This is a genomic window from Fodinicola feengrottensis (genome assembly GCF_039530045.1).
Lineage (GTDB): Bacteria > Actinomycetota > Actinomycetes > Mycobacteriales > HKI-0501 > Fodinicola > Fodinicola feengrottensis.
In genome coordinates this window covers 1-15,810 of sequence record NZ_BAAANY010000021.1, presented here as the reverse complement: position 1 = coordinate 15,810, position 15,810 = coordinate 1, and the positions used below count along the sequence as shown (strand labels likewise).

Below are 15,810 nucleotides of genomic sequence, written 5' to 3'. Positions count from 1 at the left end.
TGGGGGCAAATCTGCCGGAGGGGTACGACAGTTTCGCGCCGCACCGCTATGGGCGGCTGCACAATCGGAATCCGATTGTCACAACGGCAGGGGCCTGAGCTGCGCGGATTCGCAGCGGCGTGACAATCGGGCGATCAGTTGGCGGCCTGGGCGCGCTTGCGGGCGCGGTGGGCGGCCACGTGGGCGCGGGTGGCGCAGCGGTCTGAGCAGAACCGGCGGGACGCGTTCGTGGAAGTGTCCAGGTAGACGTTGTCGCAGCCGTTGCCGCTGCACAGCCCGAACCTGGTTGCGCCCCATTTGGTGAACGCGACGGCGAGCCCCCAGACCGCCCCAGCGCCGTACTCAGCGCCGATGCCGGCGCCATGGCCGGTCACGTGCAGGTGCCAGAGGCCGGAGTCGTGGCCGGAGATCCGCGGCCGGATCGGATGCGCCTCCAGCAGTGCGTTCAGCGCGTCGACGGCGCCCAGGTTGTCGCCACCGGCGGCGATTTCGAAGACTTCGCGCAGGCCCGCGCGTACGGCGGCGAGTTCGGACACGTCCTGGCGGCGCAGCTTGTCGTGCCACCAGGGCTTGTCGGCCAGCAGCGCGACCAGATCCTCGGTGCTGGCCATCGGCGCGTTCGCCAGCTTGATGCCTTGGTGCGCGTAAGTCTCTGCGTCCACTTGTGAACCTTACCGCCATCCCCTAACGTAAGGATCAGATCGCAATAATGACCATTACTCATTGGGAGGCTCGGATGACCGTTGAAACCCTCGATTTCGCCGCCTGGCAGGCAAGTTGGGACTCCCAACAGGAGGCGTTCATGCCCGACCGGGAGGAGCGGATCGCGGCGATGCTGGGCGTGGTCGAGGCGGTCACCCCGGACCGGCCGCCCAGGGTGCTCGACCTGGCCGGCGGCACCGGCTCGATCAGCCTCCGACTGCTGGCCCGGTGGCCGAACGCGGAGACCGTGGTGCTTGACGCCGACCGCTCCCTGTTGACGATCGCGCGCGGCAGCCTCGGCGATCGCGGTCACGTGGTGGCCGCGAACCTGGGCACCTCCGGCTGGCTGGATGCGTTGCCGTACAAGGAATTCGACGCTGTCCTCACCGCCACCGCGCTGCACTGGATCAACTCCGAGCGGCTGCGGGAGCTCTACGCGGAGGTACGTGGGGTGCTGCGTACGGGCGGAGTCTTTATGAACGCCGACCATATGGAGGACCCCGGGATTCCCGGGCTGACCGCGGCTTTGGCGTCGCTTGCCCAGGGGCGCCGGAACGAGCGCTATGACCAGGGAGTGGACACCTGGCCGGGTTGGTGGGAGCGGTTCGGCCACGAGCCTGCCGTCGCTGACCTCGTACGCGAGCGGAACGAACTCTTTGGTGGGAATCACGCTCACACCGACTTCAACCCGGACGTGACCTGGCACCTGGAGGCGCTCCGATCGGCTGGATTCGCCGAGGCCGGTCTGATTTGGCGCGGCCACCGCGACGCCACCTTCGCCGCCGTCCGCTGAGCCCGCTCTTTCGTCCGCAACGCCCCGTTTCTTGCACTTCACGCAAGCGGCGGGGCGTTGCGGACTAACTCTCCGAGCGTGGTGGTTAGTGGTCGACGTAGAGGCGGACAGATTTGCGGTGCCGTGCTGCGGTGGCGAGGCGGTCGCACACGGCGGTGAGCACGGACAGGGCGACCTCGAACTCGGTGGGGTTGTCCGCTCGGATGGCCGCCGATCCGGACCAGACGATCGCGATCCGGACCGCGTCGACGACCAACAGCCCGCCGGACAGTGAGTCGATCATCGCGTCCCAACTGCGGGCGCTGACCAGCGGCGGGTCGAGCGGGCAGCCGGTTCGTACGGCATCGAAGAACGCCTGGCGATCGGACTCGCCAGTCGTCGACAGGACGTATACCTCGAAGCCGTCGGCGCGCGCTGCTCGTACGACCTCGGCCACCGCCGACGGCTCGATCCACTCAATATTCACGCGGCCACGGTAGGCGTCCGGGGCGTTCCGGCCGGCAGACACTAGGGGCGTACAAGCCTCCTCAGTGCGGGCCATTCCTTGCGTGGTCAGTCGGTAGAGATGTCGGCGCGGCCGGCCGGTCGGCGGATCCGACTCCCAGTGCGCCTCCAGCAGGCCGTGGTCGGCGAGTCGTACGAGCAGCGGATAGAGCGTGCCGGAGCGCAGGCCGGTGGCTTTGGCGATGTCGTACCCGTGCCACCACCGCGCGGGCTCGGCCTGGAGCAGCTCGAACACGGCCAGCGTCTGAGGTGAGGAGTCCGCGCGTCTGGTCACGCCCAAAACGCTACCTAGGTAGACTTTGAAAGTCTACCTAGGTAGACCCGGACCAGCGAATCGTTTCGGACCAGGTGGGATGCGGGTCAGCGGGGTCCGGCGCCGATGGTTACCCTCGAGGGCATGATGCGTTCGGCGATTCTGGCTGCGGCCCGCAGCCCGCAGTTGGAGCAGCTCGTCAGTGCGGCGCCGGTCAGCCGGTCGGTGGTTCGCCGGTTTGTCGCCGGTACGACCACTGAGGACGCGATCGACGCGAGTCGGGCGTTGGTGCATGACGGCCTCGCGGTGACGCTGGACTTTCTCGGCGAGGACACCGAGGACGCTGGCCAGGCCCGGGCCGCCACCGAGGCCTATGTCGAACTGCTCGGCGCGCTCGGCGCCGCCGGGCTGACCCCGCCGACCGAGGTCAGCGTCAAGTTGTCGGCGCTGGGCATGCTGCTGGACGAGAAGCTCGCCTCCGACAATGTGCTGGCGATCTGCCGGGCCGCCGACGCGGCTGACACGACGGTCACCATCGACATGGAAGACCACACCACCACCGACGCCTCGCTGGACCTGCTTTTGCGCGTACGCAAGGACTTCCCGGAGACGGGCGCTGTCCTGCAGGCCTACTTGCGCCGCACCGAGGCCGACTGCCGTGACCTCGCGGTCGCCGGCTCCCGGATCAGGCTCTGCAAGGGGGCGTACGACGAGCCCGAGTCGGTCGCTTACCAGTCCGACCTGGAGGTCAGCCGGTCGTACGTACGCTGCGCCAACGTGCTGCTGGCCGGCGGCGGCTACCCGATGTTCGCGACCCACGACCCGCGACTGGTGGCGATCCTGGAGGACCGGGTCCGCTGGTACGACCGGCCGGTCGACACCTTCGAGTTTCAGATGCTTTACGGCGTGCGGCCGGTCGAGCAGCGCCGGCTGGCCGAGCTTGGGTATGCGGTGCGTGTGTACGTGCCTTATGGCACTCAGTGGTACGGCTACCTGATGCGCCGGCTGGCCGAACGCCCGGCCAACACCGCACTCTTCCTCCGGGCCCTGGTGGGCCGCAAGTGACCGACCGGCTCGGGATTATTGGCGCTGGCAAGATCGGGGAGTCGCTGCTTGCCGGTCTGCTCCGCTCGGGCGTACGACCCGATGACGTGGTCGTGGTGGAGAAATTCCAGGAGCGGGCCGAATCTCTCTACCAGCGATATGGCGTCCGCGACCTGAGCCTGGCCGAGGCGGCCGCTTTCGCCAACACTCTGCTGATCGCCGTCAAGCCGCAGGACATGGGCGAACTGCTCGTGAAAATGGCGCCGGCAGTCACCAGTGACCACCTGATCGTCACGGTCGCCGCCGGCATCCCGACCGGCTACGTCGAGCGGCAGCTCGGTGAGGGTGTGCCGGTGGTGCGGGTGATGCCGAACACCCCGGCGCTGGTCGACCAGGCCATGAGCGTGGTCGCCGCCGGTGCGTACGCGAACGCCGACCACTTGGCCGCCGCCGAGAAGATCTTCTCTCCGGTGGGCAAGGTGCTGCGGCTGCCGGAGAACCAGCTGGACGCGGTCACCGCGCTGTCCGGCTCCGGCCCGGCGTACTTCTTCTTCCTGGTCGAGGCGATGATCGACGCCGGCATCCTGCTCGGCCTGCCGCGGGCCATCGCCGCCGACCTGATCGTGCAGACCGCGCTCGGCTCCGCGGTCATGCTCCGCGACTCCGGCGAGCACCCGGTGCAGCTCCGCGAGGGCGTCACGTCGCCCGGCGGCACCACGATCATGGCGATCAAGGAACTGGAGAAACACGGCGTCCGGGCCGCCCTCCTGGAGGCCATCGAAGCCGCGCGGGACCGATCGGTGGAGCTCGGCAAGCTCTACGACTGACCGCCGCTCGCGTCAACCGGCGCACAATCCGATTGTGTAGGTCTACATAGGGTGCGGCGCGAAACTGTCGTACCGCCGTGAAATTTTGAGCCCCCTCCCTTCAAAGGGCGGGGGGTGGGTACGTGGGTTTTAGACGTCACGTAAGTAACGCGTACAGGTAAGCGCGCGCTCCGACTCCACGGTCGTGGTCACCGTGGACCGGCGATCAGGCCGGCCCGAGCCACGGCCACGACCGGACCGGCCAGGTCAGACTGGATGCAAAATACGCGCATGAGTCCGACAATGGGGGGGTGCCGAACTCACCGGGCGCCGCTCGGTCGCATTCCTTGCTCGTACAAACCGCGAGAAGTGTCAGCGGCGCGGGCGTGGCCGGCGAAGAAGGCGGGGCATCCCCTCGGTGGGCACGCGCAGCAACTGCCCGCGAGCCAGCAGGTCCAGCTTGACCAGCGTCGTGCACCAGCCGACCGAGGTGGTGACGTACGTGCCCGGTGGTGTGCGCCGGGCGACCTCGGTGCTCAGTGCGGCGGCGAGCAGGCCGCGGCCGGTGGTGGGCACGGCGTCGAAGATGGCTGCCCGGGTGATGTCGTACAGCCGGCGATCCAGCGGAGGTGCCGACTTGGCCGGGTTGGGGTGCAGGCACTGGACCGCGCCGTCCACGTCTGTCGGGTCCATCGTCTGCCCCCAAAAATCCGCCGTCGGCCATTAATAGCAGGCATACGGTGTCCGCGCGATCACACACCGCGCATATCGATGTTCATCTGCACAAACGCGTGTCGTGTCCGGTCTGCGGAGTGTGCTGTGGTAATGGCCGGTCCGCCTCCGGCCGGGGGAGAGGGATCGCGCGAGTCACACTGGTAACGCTACTGTGCTTCTAGCACGTGTGTGTCCGACGCGCCGGAGGGGAAGCCGGCGCGCGACGCGTGCGGGAGAGTCGGTGTCGCATGGCTGTTTCGAGAGAAAAAGGGTTGGCGGAAGTCCGGTTCCTCACTGTTGCCGAGGTGGCGTCGCTGATGCGCGTCTCCAAGATGACCGTCTACCGTCTGGTGCATTCCGGAGAGCTCAACGCGGTTCGCGTCGGGCGCTCTTTCCGGGTGCCGGAGAACGCTGTTCACCAGTACTTGAAGGAGGCGTTCACGGACACCGCCTGAGAGATCGGCGACGGACGGGCGGCCGGTACGGGGTCCGGTCCGCCCGGTGTGCCGTGCGCTGATACGCACCGCGCACGCCGGTCGTCGCCGGCCGGTTGGTATCCTCGGTCGGTTGTCATGTTGGCTTACCCCAGTTGAGTTTTCGAGAGGCTACGCATGGGCTCGGTAATCAAGAAGCGCCGCAAGCGGATGGCGAAGAAGAAGCACCGCAAGCTGCTGAAGAAGACCCGCGTCCAGCGACGCAACAAGAAGTAGTTTTCGCTAGGCCCTGTCTGGTCCCACGGCCGGTGCGTTCGGAGTTTCGCGTACCGGCCGTCGTCGTACGGTGACTTCAGGTCGCAACAACGTCGACATACCCCGTCTATCCCGGGGCAATGACCGGGCTCGTAGGATCGGGGCAACCTGTCCTTGAGGAGGCCGGATGCCCCGAGTGGTCCTCATCACCGGGGTCGGCAGACCGCTGGGCAGCCGGTTTGCCGCGAAGCTCGCGGCCGACGACTCCATCGAGCGGATTATCGGGGTGGACACCGCCCCGCCACGTGGGGACGTGCTGGGCACTCTCGGCCGTACGGAGTTCGTGCGGGCGGACATCCGCAACCCGCTGATCGCCAAGGTGGTCTCCTCGGCGAACGTCGACACCGTCGTGCACCTGAACCTGCTCGCCAACTCCGACGGCGTCGGCGGCCGGGCGGCGATGAAGGAAATCAACGTCATCGGCGCGATGCAGCTGCTCGCGGCCTGCCAGAAGGCGGCTAGCCTGCGCCGGTTCGTGGTGAAGTCGACGACCGAGGTCTACGGCTCGTCGCCGCGTGATCCGGCGTTCTTCACCGAGGACGCCGAGCCGAAGTCGCCGCCGGCCAGCGGTGCCGGCCGGGACGCGCTCGATGTGGAGCAGTATGTCCGCGGTTTCGCCCGTCGCCGCCCGGACGTGGCGGTCGCCATGCTGCGCTTCGCCGAGATGCTCGGCCCGGGCATCGAGAACACTTTCACGCGCTATCTGAGTCGCCCGGTCACGCCGACCGTGCTGGGCTTCGACCCGCGCATCCAGTTCGCGCACGTCGCCGATGTGCTGTCGGCGCTGGAGAAGGTCACCAAAAGCCAGCATCACGGCTCGTACAACATCGCCGGCCCGGGCGTGCTGCTGCTTTCTCAGGCGCTGCGCCGGGCCGGGCGGGTGCCGGTCCCGCTGCCGTCGTCGGCGGCCTCGGTGCTGGGCAGCGGCCTCAGCCGGCTCGGCACCGCCGAGCTGTCGCCGGACCAGGTCCGGTTCCTGCAGTACGGCCGGGTGGTGGACACCTCGAAAGCGACTCGGGAGCTCGGTTTTCGGCCGCATTTCAGCACGCCGGAGGCCTTCGACGATTTCGTACGCAGCCACGACCTGACCGCGCTGATCGGCTCGGACGCGCTCGCCGAGCTGGAGGGGACAGCGCTGGCGTGGCTGCGCAGCATGCGGACCGGCAGGGGGACCAGCAATGTCTGAGGACGACGATTTCGTCGAAGCCGGGCCGAAAGAGTCAACAGGCAAGCGCCGTGGCCGGGTCATCCCGCTGCCCGCTCGCGGCGACGGTACGCGCCGGACCTCGGCCTCCGCGGCCACTGGTCCGGCCGAGAAGGCCGCCGCGCGAAAGCCTGGCCCCGGCGATCGGCTGGCGTCCCGTACGGGCAGCCGGTTACCGCGCCGCCAGGTGATCCCGACGGTGGAGGAACTGCGTGCGGTAGGGCCGGACACCGCGCCGTACAACGGCATCGAGCCGGTCCACAAGCCGATGAAACCGGTCGGCGAACCGGCGCCGACCCGCCCGCCGCAGACGCGCGAGGAGCCCGACGCGGCTGCCGGGTCGGACGCTCCCGCCGACGGCGTCGAGCGGTTCGTGGCCGGGGCGCTGGCGTTCGTCCGGCGGCGGCTGTCCGGCGACTACCAGGTCGACGAGTTCGGTTTCGACCCGGACCTCACCGAGAACGTGATGGCGCCGCTGGTCCGGCCGCTGTTCGAACGCTGGTTCCGGGTGGACGTTAACGGCCTGCACAACGTGCCAGCCAAAGGCGGCGCGCTGCTGGTGGGCAACCACGCCGGCACGATGATGCCGTTGGACGCGGCGATGATCATGCTCGCGTTGCTGGACAAGCATCCCGCGAAGCGCCATCTGCGTACGCTCGGCGCCGATCTGGTGTTTTCCACGCCGGTCGTCGGCCCGGTCGTACGCAAGGCCGGCGGCACGCTGGCCTGTAACGAGGACGCTGAGCGGCTGCTGTCCGGCGGGGAGCTGGTCGGCGTTTTCCCGGAGGGATTCAAGGGCATCGGGAAGCCGTTCTCCGAACGCTACAAGCTGCAGCGGTTCGGTCGCGGCGGCTTCGTCACCGCCGCGTTGCACTCCGGCGTACCGATCATCCCGGTGTCGGTGGTCGGCTCGGAGGAGATCTATCCGAAGCTCGCCGACGTGAAGATCCTGGCCCGACTGCTCGGACTGCCGTACTTCCCGATCACCCCGACGTTCCCGTGGCTCGGCCCGCTCGGGCTGGTGCCGCTGCCGAGCAAGTGGATCATCGAGTTCGGCACCCCGATCCCGACCAGCGACCTCCCGGACCCGGTCGACGACCCGATGCTGGTGCTCAACCTCGGCGACCAGGTCCGCGAAACCATCCAGCAGACCCTCTACCGGCTACTGCTCACCCGCCGCACCGTCTTCGGTTGAGAGGAACGGGTGCGGCGCGAAACTGTCGTACCCACACTGTTTTCTAGCCCCCACCCAGTGTCGGGTGGGGGGTGGGTTTGAGGACGCGCGCGCGAGAAAAAAAATCAGTCGGACGCGAGAGGGCACCGCGCGCCGCGGAGGTGAGGCGGCAAGTAGGTGACCTTGCCGATGGTGGCTGCAGGGATGGTCAGCGGGAGCGGTGGCGGCGCCGTCGCAGGGCAACCGCGGCGATCGCCGCACCCGTGACCAGCCCGGCGCCGGCTACCGCGGGAGCACCGACCTTGACGGCCTTGCGGCCGGTGCGGAAGTCGTGCACCTTCCAGCCCCGCGACCGGGCCTCGTCGCGCAGGTCGTGATCGGGGTTGACGGCCACCGCCCGGCCGACCGCGGTGAGCATCGGCATGTCGTTGAAGGAGTCGCTGTACGCGGTGCAGCGGGAGAGGTCCAAGCCCTCTCGCTCGGCCAGCGCGCGGATCGCCTCGGCTTTGGCAGGGCCATGCAGCATCTCGCCGAGCAGCCGGCCGGTGTAGACGCCGTCCTCGACCTCGGAGACGGTGCCCAGCGCGCCGGTCAGGCCGAGCCGGCGGGCGATGATCTGGGCCAGCTCGACCGGGGTGGCGGTCACCAGCCAGACCCGTTGGCCGGCATCCAGGTGCAGCTGGGCGAGGGCACGGGTGCCGGACCAGATCCGCTCGGCCATCAGCTCGTCGTAGATCTCCTCGCCGTACCGCACAATGTCGGCGACCCGGCGACCCTCCACGAACGCGAGCGCGCGCTCGCGGGCCACATGCATCTGGTCCCGGTTCTCTCGGCCGCGGACTCGAAAGTGCAGCTGGAACCAGGCCATCTTGGCCAGGTCGCGGCTGGTGAAGAACTTCCGGGCGGCGAGACCGCGAGCGAAGTGGAAGATCGACGCGCCCACCATCATGGTGTTGTCGCAGTCGAAGAAAGCGGCCGCGGTGGGGTCGGACGGCACCACCGCACTGGTGGCGGCGGCCTGGGAGGCGGCCGCGGCACTGGCCGCACCGGCGACCATGGTGCGTACGTCTTCGTCGACGTTCCGGTCGCCGGCGGCCGGCGCCGCGACGGCCGGCGAGAACTGCCCGGCGTTCGGGCGCCGTCGGCGCAGAATCGGCGTCACCACCTCACCCTAGCGAGGGTGTCACCGGTCGGCAGCGACCACCGGGCCGCCAGCGGCACAGCTGGGTGGCTGGGCACCGAGATCGTCACTTCCGGAAGGGCCGGCGTACCCGTACGCGCAGGCCACCGAGTGCCGCAACTGGTGGGACCGCGCGGCGATCCGGCGCAGCAGTGACTCAGATCGCCTGACGGCGCCGGCCTGCCCGGCCGGCAGCGCGAGGTCGAGGCCGGCGAGCGCGGCCAGCTGCCCGGCGGTGAACGCGTCGATGATGTCCAGCGGAGCCCGATCGCCGCGGGCCAGCGCGGCCGCCGCGAGGATGCGAGCGGCTGCACGGGTCGAGTCGTCGACGCCGGCCAGCTCGTCCGCGATCGCCTGGCCATCGACTGCTCCTTGGGCCGTACTGGCCCGGAGCGCCCGCAGGCCGCTGCTGGCCAGGCTCAGGTGCAGTTGGGCAGCCGCGCGCGGGGTGAGGGGCGCGAGGGCCAGCTCAGCGGCCTCCGCCTGCCGTTGCAGGGCGAACGCCGAAGCTCCGTCGCGGTCGATCGTCACGGCGGCCGTCCCGAGCATCGCCACCGCGACCGCGACGGCCATCATCGCGATCCGCGGATACCTTCTGCGGACCGGCGCCGCCGCCAACGCCGTCAGCTGGCTCCGCAGCTGCCGCCGAAACTCCGGATCCGGACCGCCCGCCGGCACGGTCGCGCGTCGCAGCGCGCCAAGCAGCCGCTCCTCGTACCCGCCGCCCGACGGATCCTCGGCAAAGACCGCGAAAGCCTCCACCACCTGCCGCTCCCGGGCCGGCCCGTGACGCCAGCGCCACACCACCGTCGTTCCTTCCCCGTCCGTCGTCCCACCCTCGCAGTGATCAACGGCGAACCCCGCCGAATAGTGACGGTCAGTCTCCTTTTCAGATATTTTCTGTGACTGGCTGTCACAGCAGCGGAAGTAGGGTGGGGCGCGAAATTGTCATACGTGTCTGTTTTTCTTTCCCCCGAGTGCCACACTTTTCGTGCCACTGGACAGGTATCGGCTCATCGACCGCAGCACAATGTCCCGCACTCGACGTCGACTGCGGGACATTGTGCCGCACTCGACACCGAGCGCCGCGAACTTGACGCTGTTGTCGTGGTCCTAACAGCGAAACGTCGAGGACTGCGCCCGTTTGGGTGGGCCAAATCTGCCCGAGGGCGTACGTGCTGCACTCGTACAATCGGAATCCGATTGTGCAGCCGTTAGCCAGGGGTGGGCAGCAGGCGGGCGAGGGCTCGTACGGCCCGGTATTGCAGGGCCTTCACGGCGCCGGTGTTCTTGCCCATCGCGGCCGCCGTCTCGTCGACAGACAGGCAGTGCAGAAACCGGAGGGTGACGCATTCGCGCTGCTCGGCGGACAGTCGGGCGATCGCGGCCTGGAGCTCGGCGGCGGTCAGCGCGGCCAGCACGGCTCGCTCCGGGCCGTCCTCGGCGCGGGTGGACTCGGCACCGGCGGTCAGGCAACTGGCCACGTCGCCGGTGCTGATCTCCAGCCGGTGCCGGCTGGACTTGTAGTGGTCGGCGACCAGGTTGCGGGCGATCGTGATCAGCCAGGCGCCCGGATCGCGGCCGCGCCACTGCAGGCTGGAGATGCGGCGCAGCGCTCGTACGAACGTCTCGCTGGTCAGGTCCTCGGCCAGCGCGCGGCCAGCCACTCGGTACGCGACGAAGCGGTAGATCTCGTCGACATACCGGTCGTAGATGAGGCCGAATGCCTCCGCGTCGCCGGCCTGCACGCGGTCGACAAGTGCCCAGGCGTCCCTTTCGGGGCTTTTCGCGGGGAGCGTGCCACCGGCACCGGAGGTGAGGGTGCCGAGGAAAGACGTCATCCCGCGCACCCTCCTCTGCGAGGTGGAAACGACCGGTGCTGGCTGATCGACGCGAGCCGGCAGCCGGACGGCAAACTCAGGGCTGATAATACGTGTTGGGTGTCACAGCCGTGCGCCGTTATCCACAGCTGGTCGGAGGGTGCTCCGTGAACGACGACGAGCCCGGGTCGAACCTCGCGGACCTGGTACGGGAGGTGGCGCATCGCAGCCCGGACCAGGCCGCCCTGACGTTCGGCGAGCAGAGCCTCACGTGGGCCCAGCTGGACGCGGCGGTCGACGCCGCGGCCGCGGCCTTCACCGGTGAGCTCGACCTGCGGGCCGGGGACCGAGTGGCGATCGCGCTGCCCAATGGCCTGGACTTCCCGGTGGCGTATTTCGGCGCCCTGCGAGCCGGATTGACCGCGTTGCCAGTCAATCCGTCGTACACCGGCCGCGAGCTGTCCTGGATCCTCACCGACTCGGCGGCGAGCGCGCTGATCGGGACCGGTTCGGTGATCGACACGGTGACCGGTCTCGACGAGCCGCCACCGGCCTTACGGCACCGGATCACTGCTGGTCAGGGGCTCGCCGAGCTGATCAACAGCGGCCGCGGCAAGCCAGTGCCGGCCGCTGGTGGCGGTGAGGATCTGGCGGTCCTTATGTATACCTCCGGCACGTCCGGCCGGCCGAAGGGCGCGATGCTCTCGCACCGGGCCCTGCTGGCAAACCTGGACCAGTGCGCCAGCATCCAGCCGGCGGTCCTGCAGACCGACGACGTGGTGTTGCTGGTGGTGCCGATGTTCCACATCTTCGGGCTGAACCCGGGCCTGGGAATGGTTGCTCGTACGGGCTGCTCAGCGGTTCTTATGGAGCGGTTCGACCCGGTGGGGTCGTTGAAGGCCATCCAGGAGCGGGGGATCACCAACGTGATCGGTGCGCCGCCGATGTTCCTCGCGTGGTCGCTGCTTCCCGAGCTCGCCGAGTGCTTTTCCGGCGTACGCCTCGCGGTCAGCGGTGCGGCGCCGCTCGACCAGGCCGCTCAGCGCCGCTTGTTGGACGCGACCGGGCAGCACGTCTTCGAGGGGTACGGGCTGACCGAGACCGCTCCGGTGCTGTCGTCGACGCTGATGTGCGAGGTGCCCAAGCCCGGCTCGATCGGCCGTGAGCTGCCCGGAGTCGAGTTACGGTTGGTCGATCCGGCCGGACGCGACGTCGGAGACGACGAAGATGACGACGACGAGGATCTGGTGCCTGGTGGCGACGAGCCCGGGGAGATCGTCGTACGCGGCCAGCACCTGTTCTCCGGATACTGGCCGGACGGCGCCGGCGGCCCGGACTCGCAGGGTTGGTGGTCGACCGGTGACGTGGCTTACCGAGACGACGACGGCGACCTCTTCCTGGTTGACCGGATCAAGGAGCTGATCCTGGTCTCCGGGTTCAACGTCTATCCGCGTGAGATCGAGGACGTGCTGCTTGGCCACCCGTCCATCGAGGAGGCCGCGGTGCTCGGCGTCGACCATCCGTACACGGGCCAGGCGGTCAAGGCGTACGTGGTGCTGGCCGAGGGCGCGACGCTGACCGCCGACGAGGTCGAGCAGTTCTGTGCCCGGTCGCTGGCCCGGTTCAAATGCCCGACCGCGGTCGACTTCGTCTCCACGTTGCCGCATTCGGCGACCGGGAAGGTGGCCAAAGCGCGGCTCCGCGAGCCGGCGGATAATTGAGTCCTTATGGCTGCTGAGGATCACGAAGTCACGCTGCTCACCCGGGTCGGTTGCCACCTGTGCGAGGACGCGCACGAGGCGATGGTCCGGGTGCATCAGAAGACCGGGGTACGGTGGCGGGCGGTGGATGCCGACGGCGACGACGAACTGCGGATCGAGTACGGCGACCGGCTGCCGGTGGTGCTGCTCGACGGCGCCGAACACGGCTTCTGGCGAGTCGAGGAAGCCCGGCTGATCCGCGACCTCGAATCCTGACTGGCTGCTGCATCGACCGGCCCTTACGCGGCCGGTCGGTTAGCGCCGTCGTGACAATCGGATTCCGATTGTAACAACGGCAGGTCCTTGAGCTGCGAAAGTGATTCTGGCTGTGACAATCGGACATTCAATGGAGGTGTCCGATTGTGACTTTGTTGCCCACTCCGGGGCGGCAGATGGGCAACAAAGTCACAATCGGGCATTTCCGCGTCATCGGCGCCGGCGACCAGCTGTTCGAGCCGTTGGAGGCTGGCCGCCAGAGCGTCCCGGCTCGCTGCCAGTGCGTTCTGGCCGGGTTGAACGCGCGCTTATCTCGCGCGCGCGTCAACTTACGTAATGAAAACCCGCCACCCACCCCCCACCCTTCTGAAGGGCGGGGGCTCAAAATTTCACGACGGTACGACAGTTTCGCGCCGCACCCTAGGTAGACCTGCACAATCGGAATCCGATTGTCACAGCGCACTGGGCAGGGCCGCGGAATTGCCGTACCTCGCTGCGATGGTCAGGTCATGCGGATCAGCGAGTTCGAATATCGGCGCGTGAAGGTCGACGGTGTCGACTTTCAGGTCGCGATGAGCGGCCATGGGCCACCGGTGTTGTTGTTGCACGGATTTCCGCAGACGCACCTGATCTGGCAGCGGGTCGCACCGTCGCTGGCGACCGGCCACACCGTCGTTTGCGCTGACCTTCCCGGCTACGGCGATTCGACGAGTGGGCCGGATACGGCGATCGACAGCGGCCTTGTTCGTACGGCTGATGGACGAGCTCGGCTATCAGAGGTTCGCCGTCGTTGGCCACGATCGGGGTGCCTTGGTCGCATTCCGGCTGGGGCTCGACTTCCCGGCGGCGATCAGCCAGATCGCTGTGCTGGACGTGATTCCGCAGGGTGACCTGTGGCCGGCGCTGTCCGGGGTGGGCACGGTGTTCGCCGCCCACCTGCCGTTCCTCGCGCAGCCGCCGGACCTGCCGGAGCGGATGATCGCGGCCGACCCGGACCTGTTTTTCGGGCATTTCCTGGACAGTTGGCAGAGCCCACCGGGTCAGCTGACGGCCGACGTACGGGCCGCCTATCTGGCCGCCTGCCGCAAACCGGAGACCATCGCGGCGATCTGTGCCGACTATCGGGCCGGTGCGTTCATCGATCCGGGGCACGACCAGGCAGACGCAGGTGCTGGTCGCCGGCTGCGGATGCCGGTGCTGGCCGGCTGGCAGGACCCTGGAGAGCAGGTGCTCCCCTTTGGCCCGGCCAAAATCTGGGCGAGCTGGGCGACGAATCTGAGCACCGTCACGTACCAGTGCGGCCACTTCATCGCCGAGCAACAGCCGGTCGCGCTGTGCGCCGATCTCTGTCGATTGCTGGAAAAGGACGGTTAACTCGGTAAGTCAGGTCGGGGGATCTGCAGCTCCCCGCGACCTCAGTCCTACAGTCGTACGAGCGCGTAGGCCGTCATGGCGTGCCGCATGAATTCGGCGAACCCGGGTCGTACGGCGTTCAGTTGCTCCGCGAACCGCGGATCGTCGGCGTAAAGGTCGCCAAGTCCCGCGTAGGACTGACGGTTCGGCGTCCAGAAGTTCAGCAACCACTGGAAATGTCCGTCGACCGCCTCGATGACCTGCGGATCGTCGGCCGGTAAGCCGGCGTCCATCAGCTCGGCGATCCGCTGGCTGGCGTCGCCATATTGCTGCTGGATCTGAGCCCACTTCTCCTTTGACCATTTGGCGACCTTTCGGTTCACGGTGGCCACCTGGGGGCCCCAGCGTTCCTCGGCCTCCGCCGCCAGCGCACGGGCTTTCTCGGAGTTCGGGTCGAACCCGTTCCAGAGCTGTTCGGCTGTCATTTCTTCACCTCCTTCCAGTTTTCTGATGGTGTCCTCGACCGTGCGCGCCACCTCGGCCAGCCGCTCACGCTCGCTCTGCAACCAGCCATAGTGCCGACGCAACGCGCTGAGCTGGTCCTGCTCACCGGCCACGATCTGGCCGATCGAGTCAAGGTCCAGGCCCAGCTCGCGCAGCAGCAGGATCTCCTGCAGCCGGAGCAGTTGCGGCTGCTCGTAGTAGCGGTAGCCGTTGGCGCCCGTTCGCGCGGGCGCCAGCAGCCCGATGTCGTGGTAGTGCCGCAGCGTTCGGGAAGTCACCTTCGACATCCGCGCCACCTCGGCGATCGACCAGCTCATCGCGCGCTCGATTCCGTCCTCCAGGGCCGGCCTTTCCGGCCCACCGAGAACGTTAGAGGTTGACGTTACGTCAACTGCAAGTCTTATTCGCGATGCTCCAGGTCACACACAGCGACGGCCGCGATACCTCATCGCGTGCGCCGGGCGCACGCGATGAGGCATCGCGACCGTACGGGCCGAGCCGGATCAGGCGGGTTGCCGGACCGGGGCGGTGCCGAACCAGCGGGTGAGGGACACGGTCAGGGTCTCGGCGTCGAAGGCGGCGCCAGCAGGCAGCGACCAGGCGACATAGCCGTCGGGGCGTACGAGCACAGCAGCGAGGTCCGGCAGCTCATCGGTACGCGCGCGTACGACGCTAACGGTGTCCGCCCAGTCGGCGGCAGCGGCGCGTACGTCGGGGGAGTCCGCCAGGTCCAGGAGGACGGCCTCGCCGCGCTGGCACAGGTCGGCGAACTGCACTCGCTCGCCGTCGACGGTCAGCGCCAGGTCGAAGAAGAAGCGCCCTGCCCGCAGGGCGTCGTCGCTCTGCCCCACCTCGTACCGGATGCCGATCCCGCCAATCAGCTCCAGCAAATATTGGTTCACGTCACCGAGGTCCATAAGGTCGATGAAGAGGTCTCGTAACGCCGACGTGTGGTCGCCGGGTGCCATAAGTGCGAGTGCGCCACGAGGCGCTGCTGTATCGGATGGGGGTGAGAGACCATCCATCTCTTCGTC

19 protein-coding genes and 1 pseudogene are annotated in these 15,810 nt (G+C 68.2%); 11 read left to right on the top strand and 9 right to left on the bottom strand.

Features of this window, described 5'->3' with window-relative positions; translation table 11 throughout:
- Positions 1-134: 134 nt before the first annotated feature.
- Positions 135-662 (bottom strand): CGNR zinc finger domain-containing protein, encoded by a 528-nt coding sequence (locus ABD301_RS27190; RefSeq protein ID WP_344313263.1) that lies wholly within the window; start codon positions 660-662, stop codon positions 135-137.
- A gap of 74 nt (positions 663-736) precedes the next feature.
- Here ABD301_RS27190 and ABD301_RS27185 point away from each other — a divergent pair, with 74 nt between their 5' ends.
- A complete protein-coding gene (locus ABD301_RS27185; protein WP_163573239.1) occupies positions 737-1,495 on the top strand; it encodes a class I SAM-dependent methyltransferase in 759 nt (252 codons plus the stop codon).
- An 85-nt stretch (positions 1,496-1,580) separates the two neighbouring features.
- On the opposite strand, the gene ABD301_RS27180 is transcribed toward ABD301_RS27185, so the two are convergent.
- A complete protein-coding gene (locus ABD301_RS27180; RefSeq protein ID WP_163573238.1) occupies positions 1,581-2,273 on the bottom strand; it encodes a helix-turn-helix transcriptional regulator in 693 nt (230 codons plus the stop codon).
- Positions 2,274-2,396: 123 nt separating this feature from the next.
- On the opposite strand from ABD301_RS27180, the gene ABD301_RS27175 reads away from it, so the two are divergent.
- Positions 2,397-3,317, top strand: coding sequence for a proline dehydrogenase family protein (locus tag ABD301_RS27175; protein ID WP_344313262.1), 921 nt, complete (start codon positions 2,397-2,399; stop codon positions 3,315-3,317).
- Complete coding sequence (gene proC, locus ABD301_RS27170; protein ID WP_163573237.1) at positions 3,314-4,123, top strand: pyrroline-5-carboxylate reductase; 810 nt, start codon at positions 3,314-3,316, stop codon at positions 4,121-4,123. Before ABD301_RS27175 ends, proC begins: the two co-directional genes overlap by 4 nt.
- Before the next feature lie 351 nt (positions 4,124-4,474).
- Here the strand turns inward: proC and ABD301_RS27165 are convergent, their stop codons facing one another.
- Complete coding sequence (locus tag ABD301_RS27165) at positions 4,475-4,795, bottom strand: DUF6958 family protein (protein ID WP_344313260.1); 321 nt, start codon at positions 4,793-4,795, stop codon at positions 4,475-4,477.
- A gap of 269 nt (positions 4,796-5,064) precedes the next feature.
- On the opposite strand from ABD301_RS27165, the gene ABD301_RS27160 reads away from it, so the two are divergent.
- The 4 genes from ABD301_RS27160 to ABD301_RS27145 all read left to right on the top strand — a co-directional run bounded on the left by ABD301_RS27160 (position 5,065) and on the right by ABD301_RS27145 (position 7,964).
- On the top strand, positions 5,065-5,271 hold the full coding sequence (locus ABD301_RS27160) for a helix-turn-helix domain-containing protein (protein ID WP_163573235.1): 207 nt from the start codon (positions 5,065-5,067) through the stop codon (positions 5,269-5,271).
- 156 nt (positions 5,272-5,427) lie between these two features.
- A complete protein-coding gene (locus tag ABD301_RS27155) occupies positions 5,428-5,526 on the top strand; it encodes a 30S ribosomal protein bS22 (RefSeq protein ID WP_012854759.1) in 99 nt (32 codons plus the stop codon).
- Positions 5,527-5,692: 166 nt separating this feature from the next.
- Entirely contained in the window at positions 5,693-6,751 is a 1,059-nt protein-coding gene (locus ABD301_RS27150; protein WP_344313259.1) for an NAD-dependent epimerase/dehydratase family protein, read from the top strand.
- On the top strand, positions 6,744-7,964 hold the full coding sequence (locus tag ABD301_RS27145) for a lysophospholipid acyltransferase family protein (RefSeq protein ID WP_344313258.1): 1,221 nt from the start codon (positions 6,744-6,746) through the stop codon (positions 7,962-7,964). Before ABD301_RS27150 ends, ABD301_RS27145 begins: the two co-directional genes overlap by 8 nt.
- A 187-nt stretch (positions 7,965-8,151) precedes the next feature.
- Here ABD301_RS27145 and ABD301_RS27140 read toward each other — a convergent pair whose 3' ends face one another.
- From ABD301_RS27140 to ABD301_RS27130, 3 genes are all read right to left on the bottom strand, one after another.
- Positions 8,152-9,105 carry an HAD family hydrolase gene (locus tag ABD301_RS27140; RefSeq protein WP_344313257.1) on the bottom strand — a complete coding sequence of 318 codons (954 nt, stop codon included), beginning with the start codon at positions 9,103-9,105 and terminating at the stop codon, positions 8,152-8,154.
- A gap of 21 nt (positions 9,106-9,126) precedes the next feature.
- Positions 9,127-9,927 (bottom strand): hypothetical protein, encoded by an 801-nt coding sequence (locus ABD301_RS27135; protein WP_344313256.1) that lies wholly within the window; start codon positions 9,925-9,927, stop codon positions 9,127-9,129.
- 410 nt (positions 9,928-10,337) lie between these two features.
- Positions 10,338-10,964 carry a sigma-70 family RNA polymerase sigma factor gene (locus tag ABD301_RS27130; protein WP_344313255.1) on the bottom strand — a complete coding sequence of 209 codons (627 nt, stop codon included), beginning with the start codon at positions 10,962-10,964 and terminating at the stop codon, positions 10,338-10,340.
- 146 nt (positions 10,965-11,110) lie between these two features.
- Here ABD301_RS27130 and ABD301_RS27125 point away from each other — a divergent pair, with 146 nt between their 5' ends.
- Together ABD301_RS27125 and ABD301_RS27120 are read left to right on the top strand one after the other, a co-directional pair.
- A complete protein-coding gene (locus tag ABD301_RS27125; protein ID WP_344313254.1) occupies positions 11,111-12,664 on the top strand; it encodes an AMP-binding protein in 1,554 nt (517 codons plus the stop codon).
- Positions 12,665-12,670: 6 nt separating this feature from the next.
- Positions 12,671-12,919 carry a glutaredoxin family protein gene (locus ABD301_RS27120; protein WP_163573231.1) on the top strand — a complete coding sequence of 83 codons (249 nt, stop codon included), beginning with the start codon at positions 12,671-12,673 and terminating at the stop codon, positions 12,917-12,919.
- Between the two features lie 452 nt (positions 12,920-13,371).
- Here the strand turns inward: ABD301_RS27120 and ABD301_RS27115 are convergent, their stop codons facing one another.
- Positions 13,372-13,503 (bottom strand): hypothetical protein, encoded by a 132-nt coding sequence (locus tag ABD301_RS27115; RefSeq protein ID WP_279583002.1) that lies wholly within the window; start codon positions 13,501-13,503, stop codon positions 13,372-13,374.
- Between ABD301_RS27115 and ABD301_RS27110 the strand changes: the two are divergent.
- Both ABD301_RS27110 and ABD301_RS27105 read left to right on the top strand, forming a co-directional pair.
- Positions 13,492-13,608 (top strand): annotated as a pseudogene (locus tag ABD301_RS27110) (alpha/beta fold hydrolase); the annotation flags it as partial. The gene ABD301_RS27115 and the pseudogene ABD301_RS27110 overlap by 12 nt on opposite strands.
- Before the next feature lie 22 nt (positions 13,609-13,630).
- Positions 13,631-14,293 carry an alpha/beta fold hydrolase gene (locus ABD301_RS27105; RefSeq protein WP_279583001.1) on the top strand — a complete coding sequence of 221 codons (663 nt, stop codon included), beginning with the start codon at positions 13,631-13,633 and terminating at the stop codon, positions 14,291-14,293.
- A gap of 47 nt (positions 14,294-14,340) precedes the next feature.
- Here ABD301_RS27105 and ABD301_RS27100 read toward each other — a convergent pair whose 3' ends face one another.
- On the bottom strand, positions 14,341-15,093 hold the full coding sequence (locus ABD301_RS27100; protein WP_344313253.1) for a MerR family transcriptional regulator: 753 nt from the start codon (positions 15,091-15,093) through the stop codon (positions 14,341-14,343).
- A gap of 186 nt (positions 15,094-15,279) precedes the next feature.
- A partial coding sequence (locus ABD301_RS27095) for an aromatic-ring hydroxylase C-terminal domain-containing protein (protein WP_486320496.1) occupies positions 15,280-15,810 on the bottom strand: 531 nt, incomplete at its 5' end.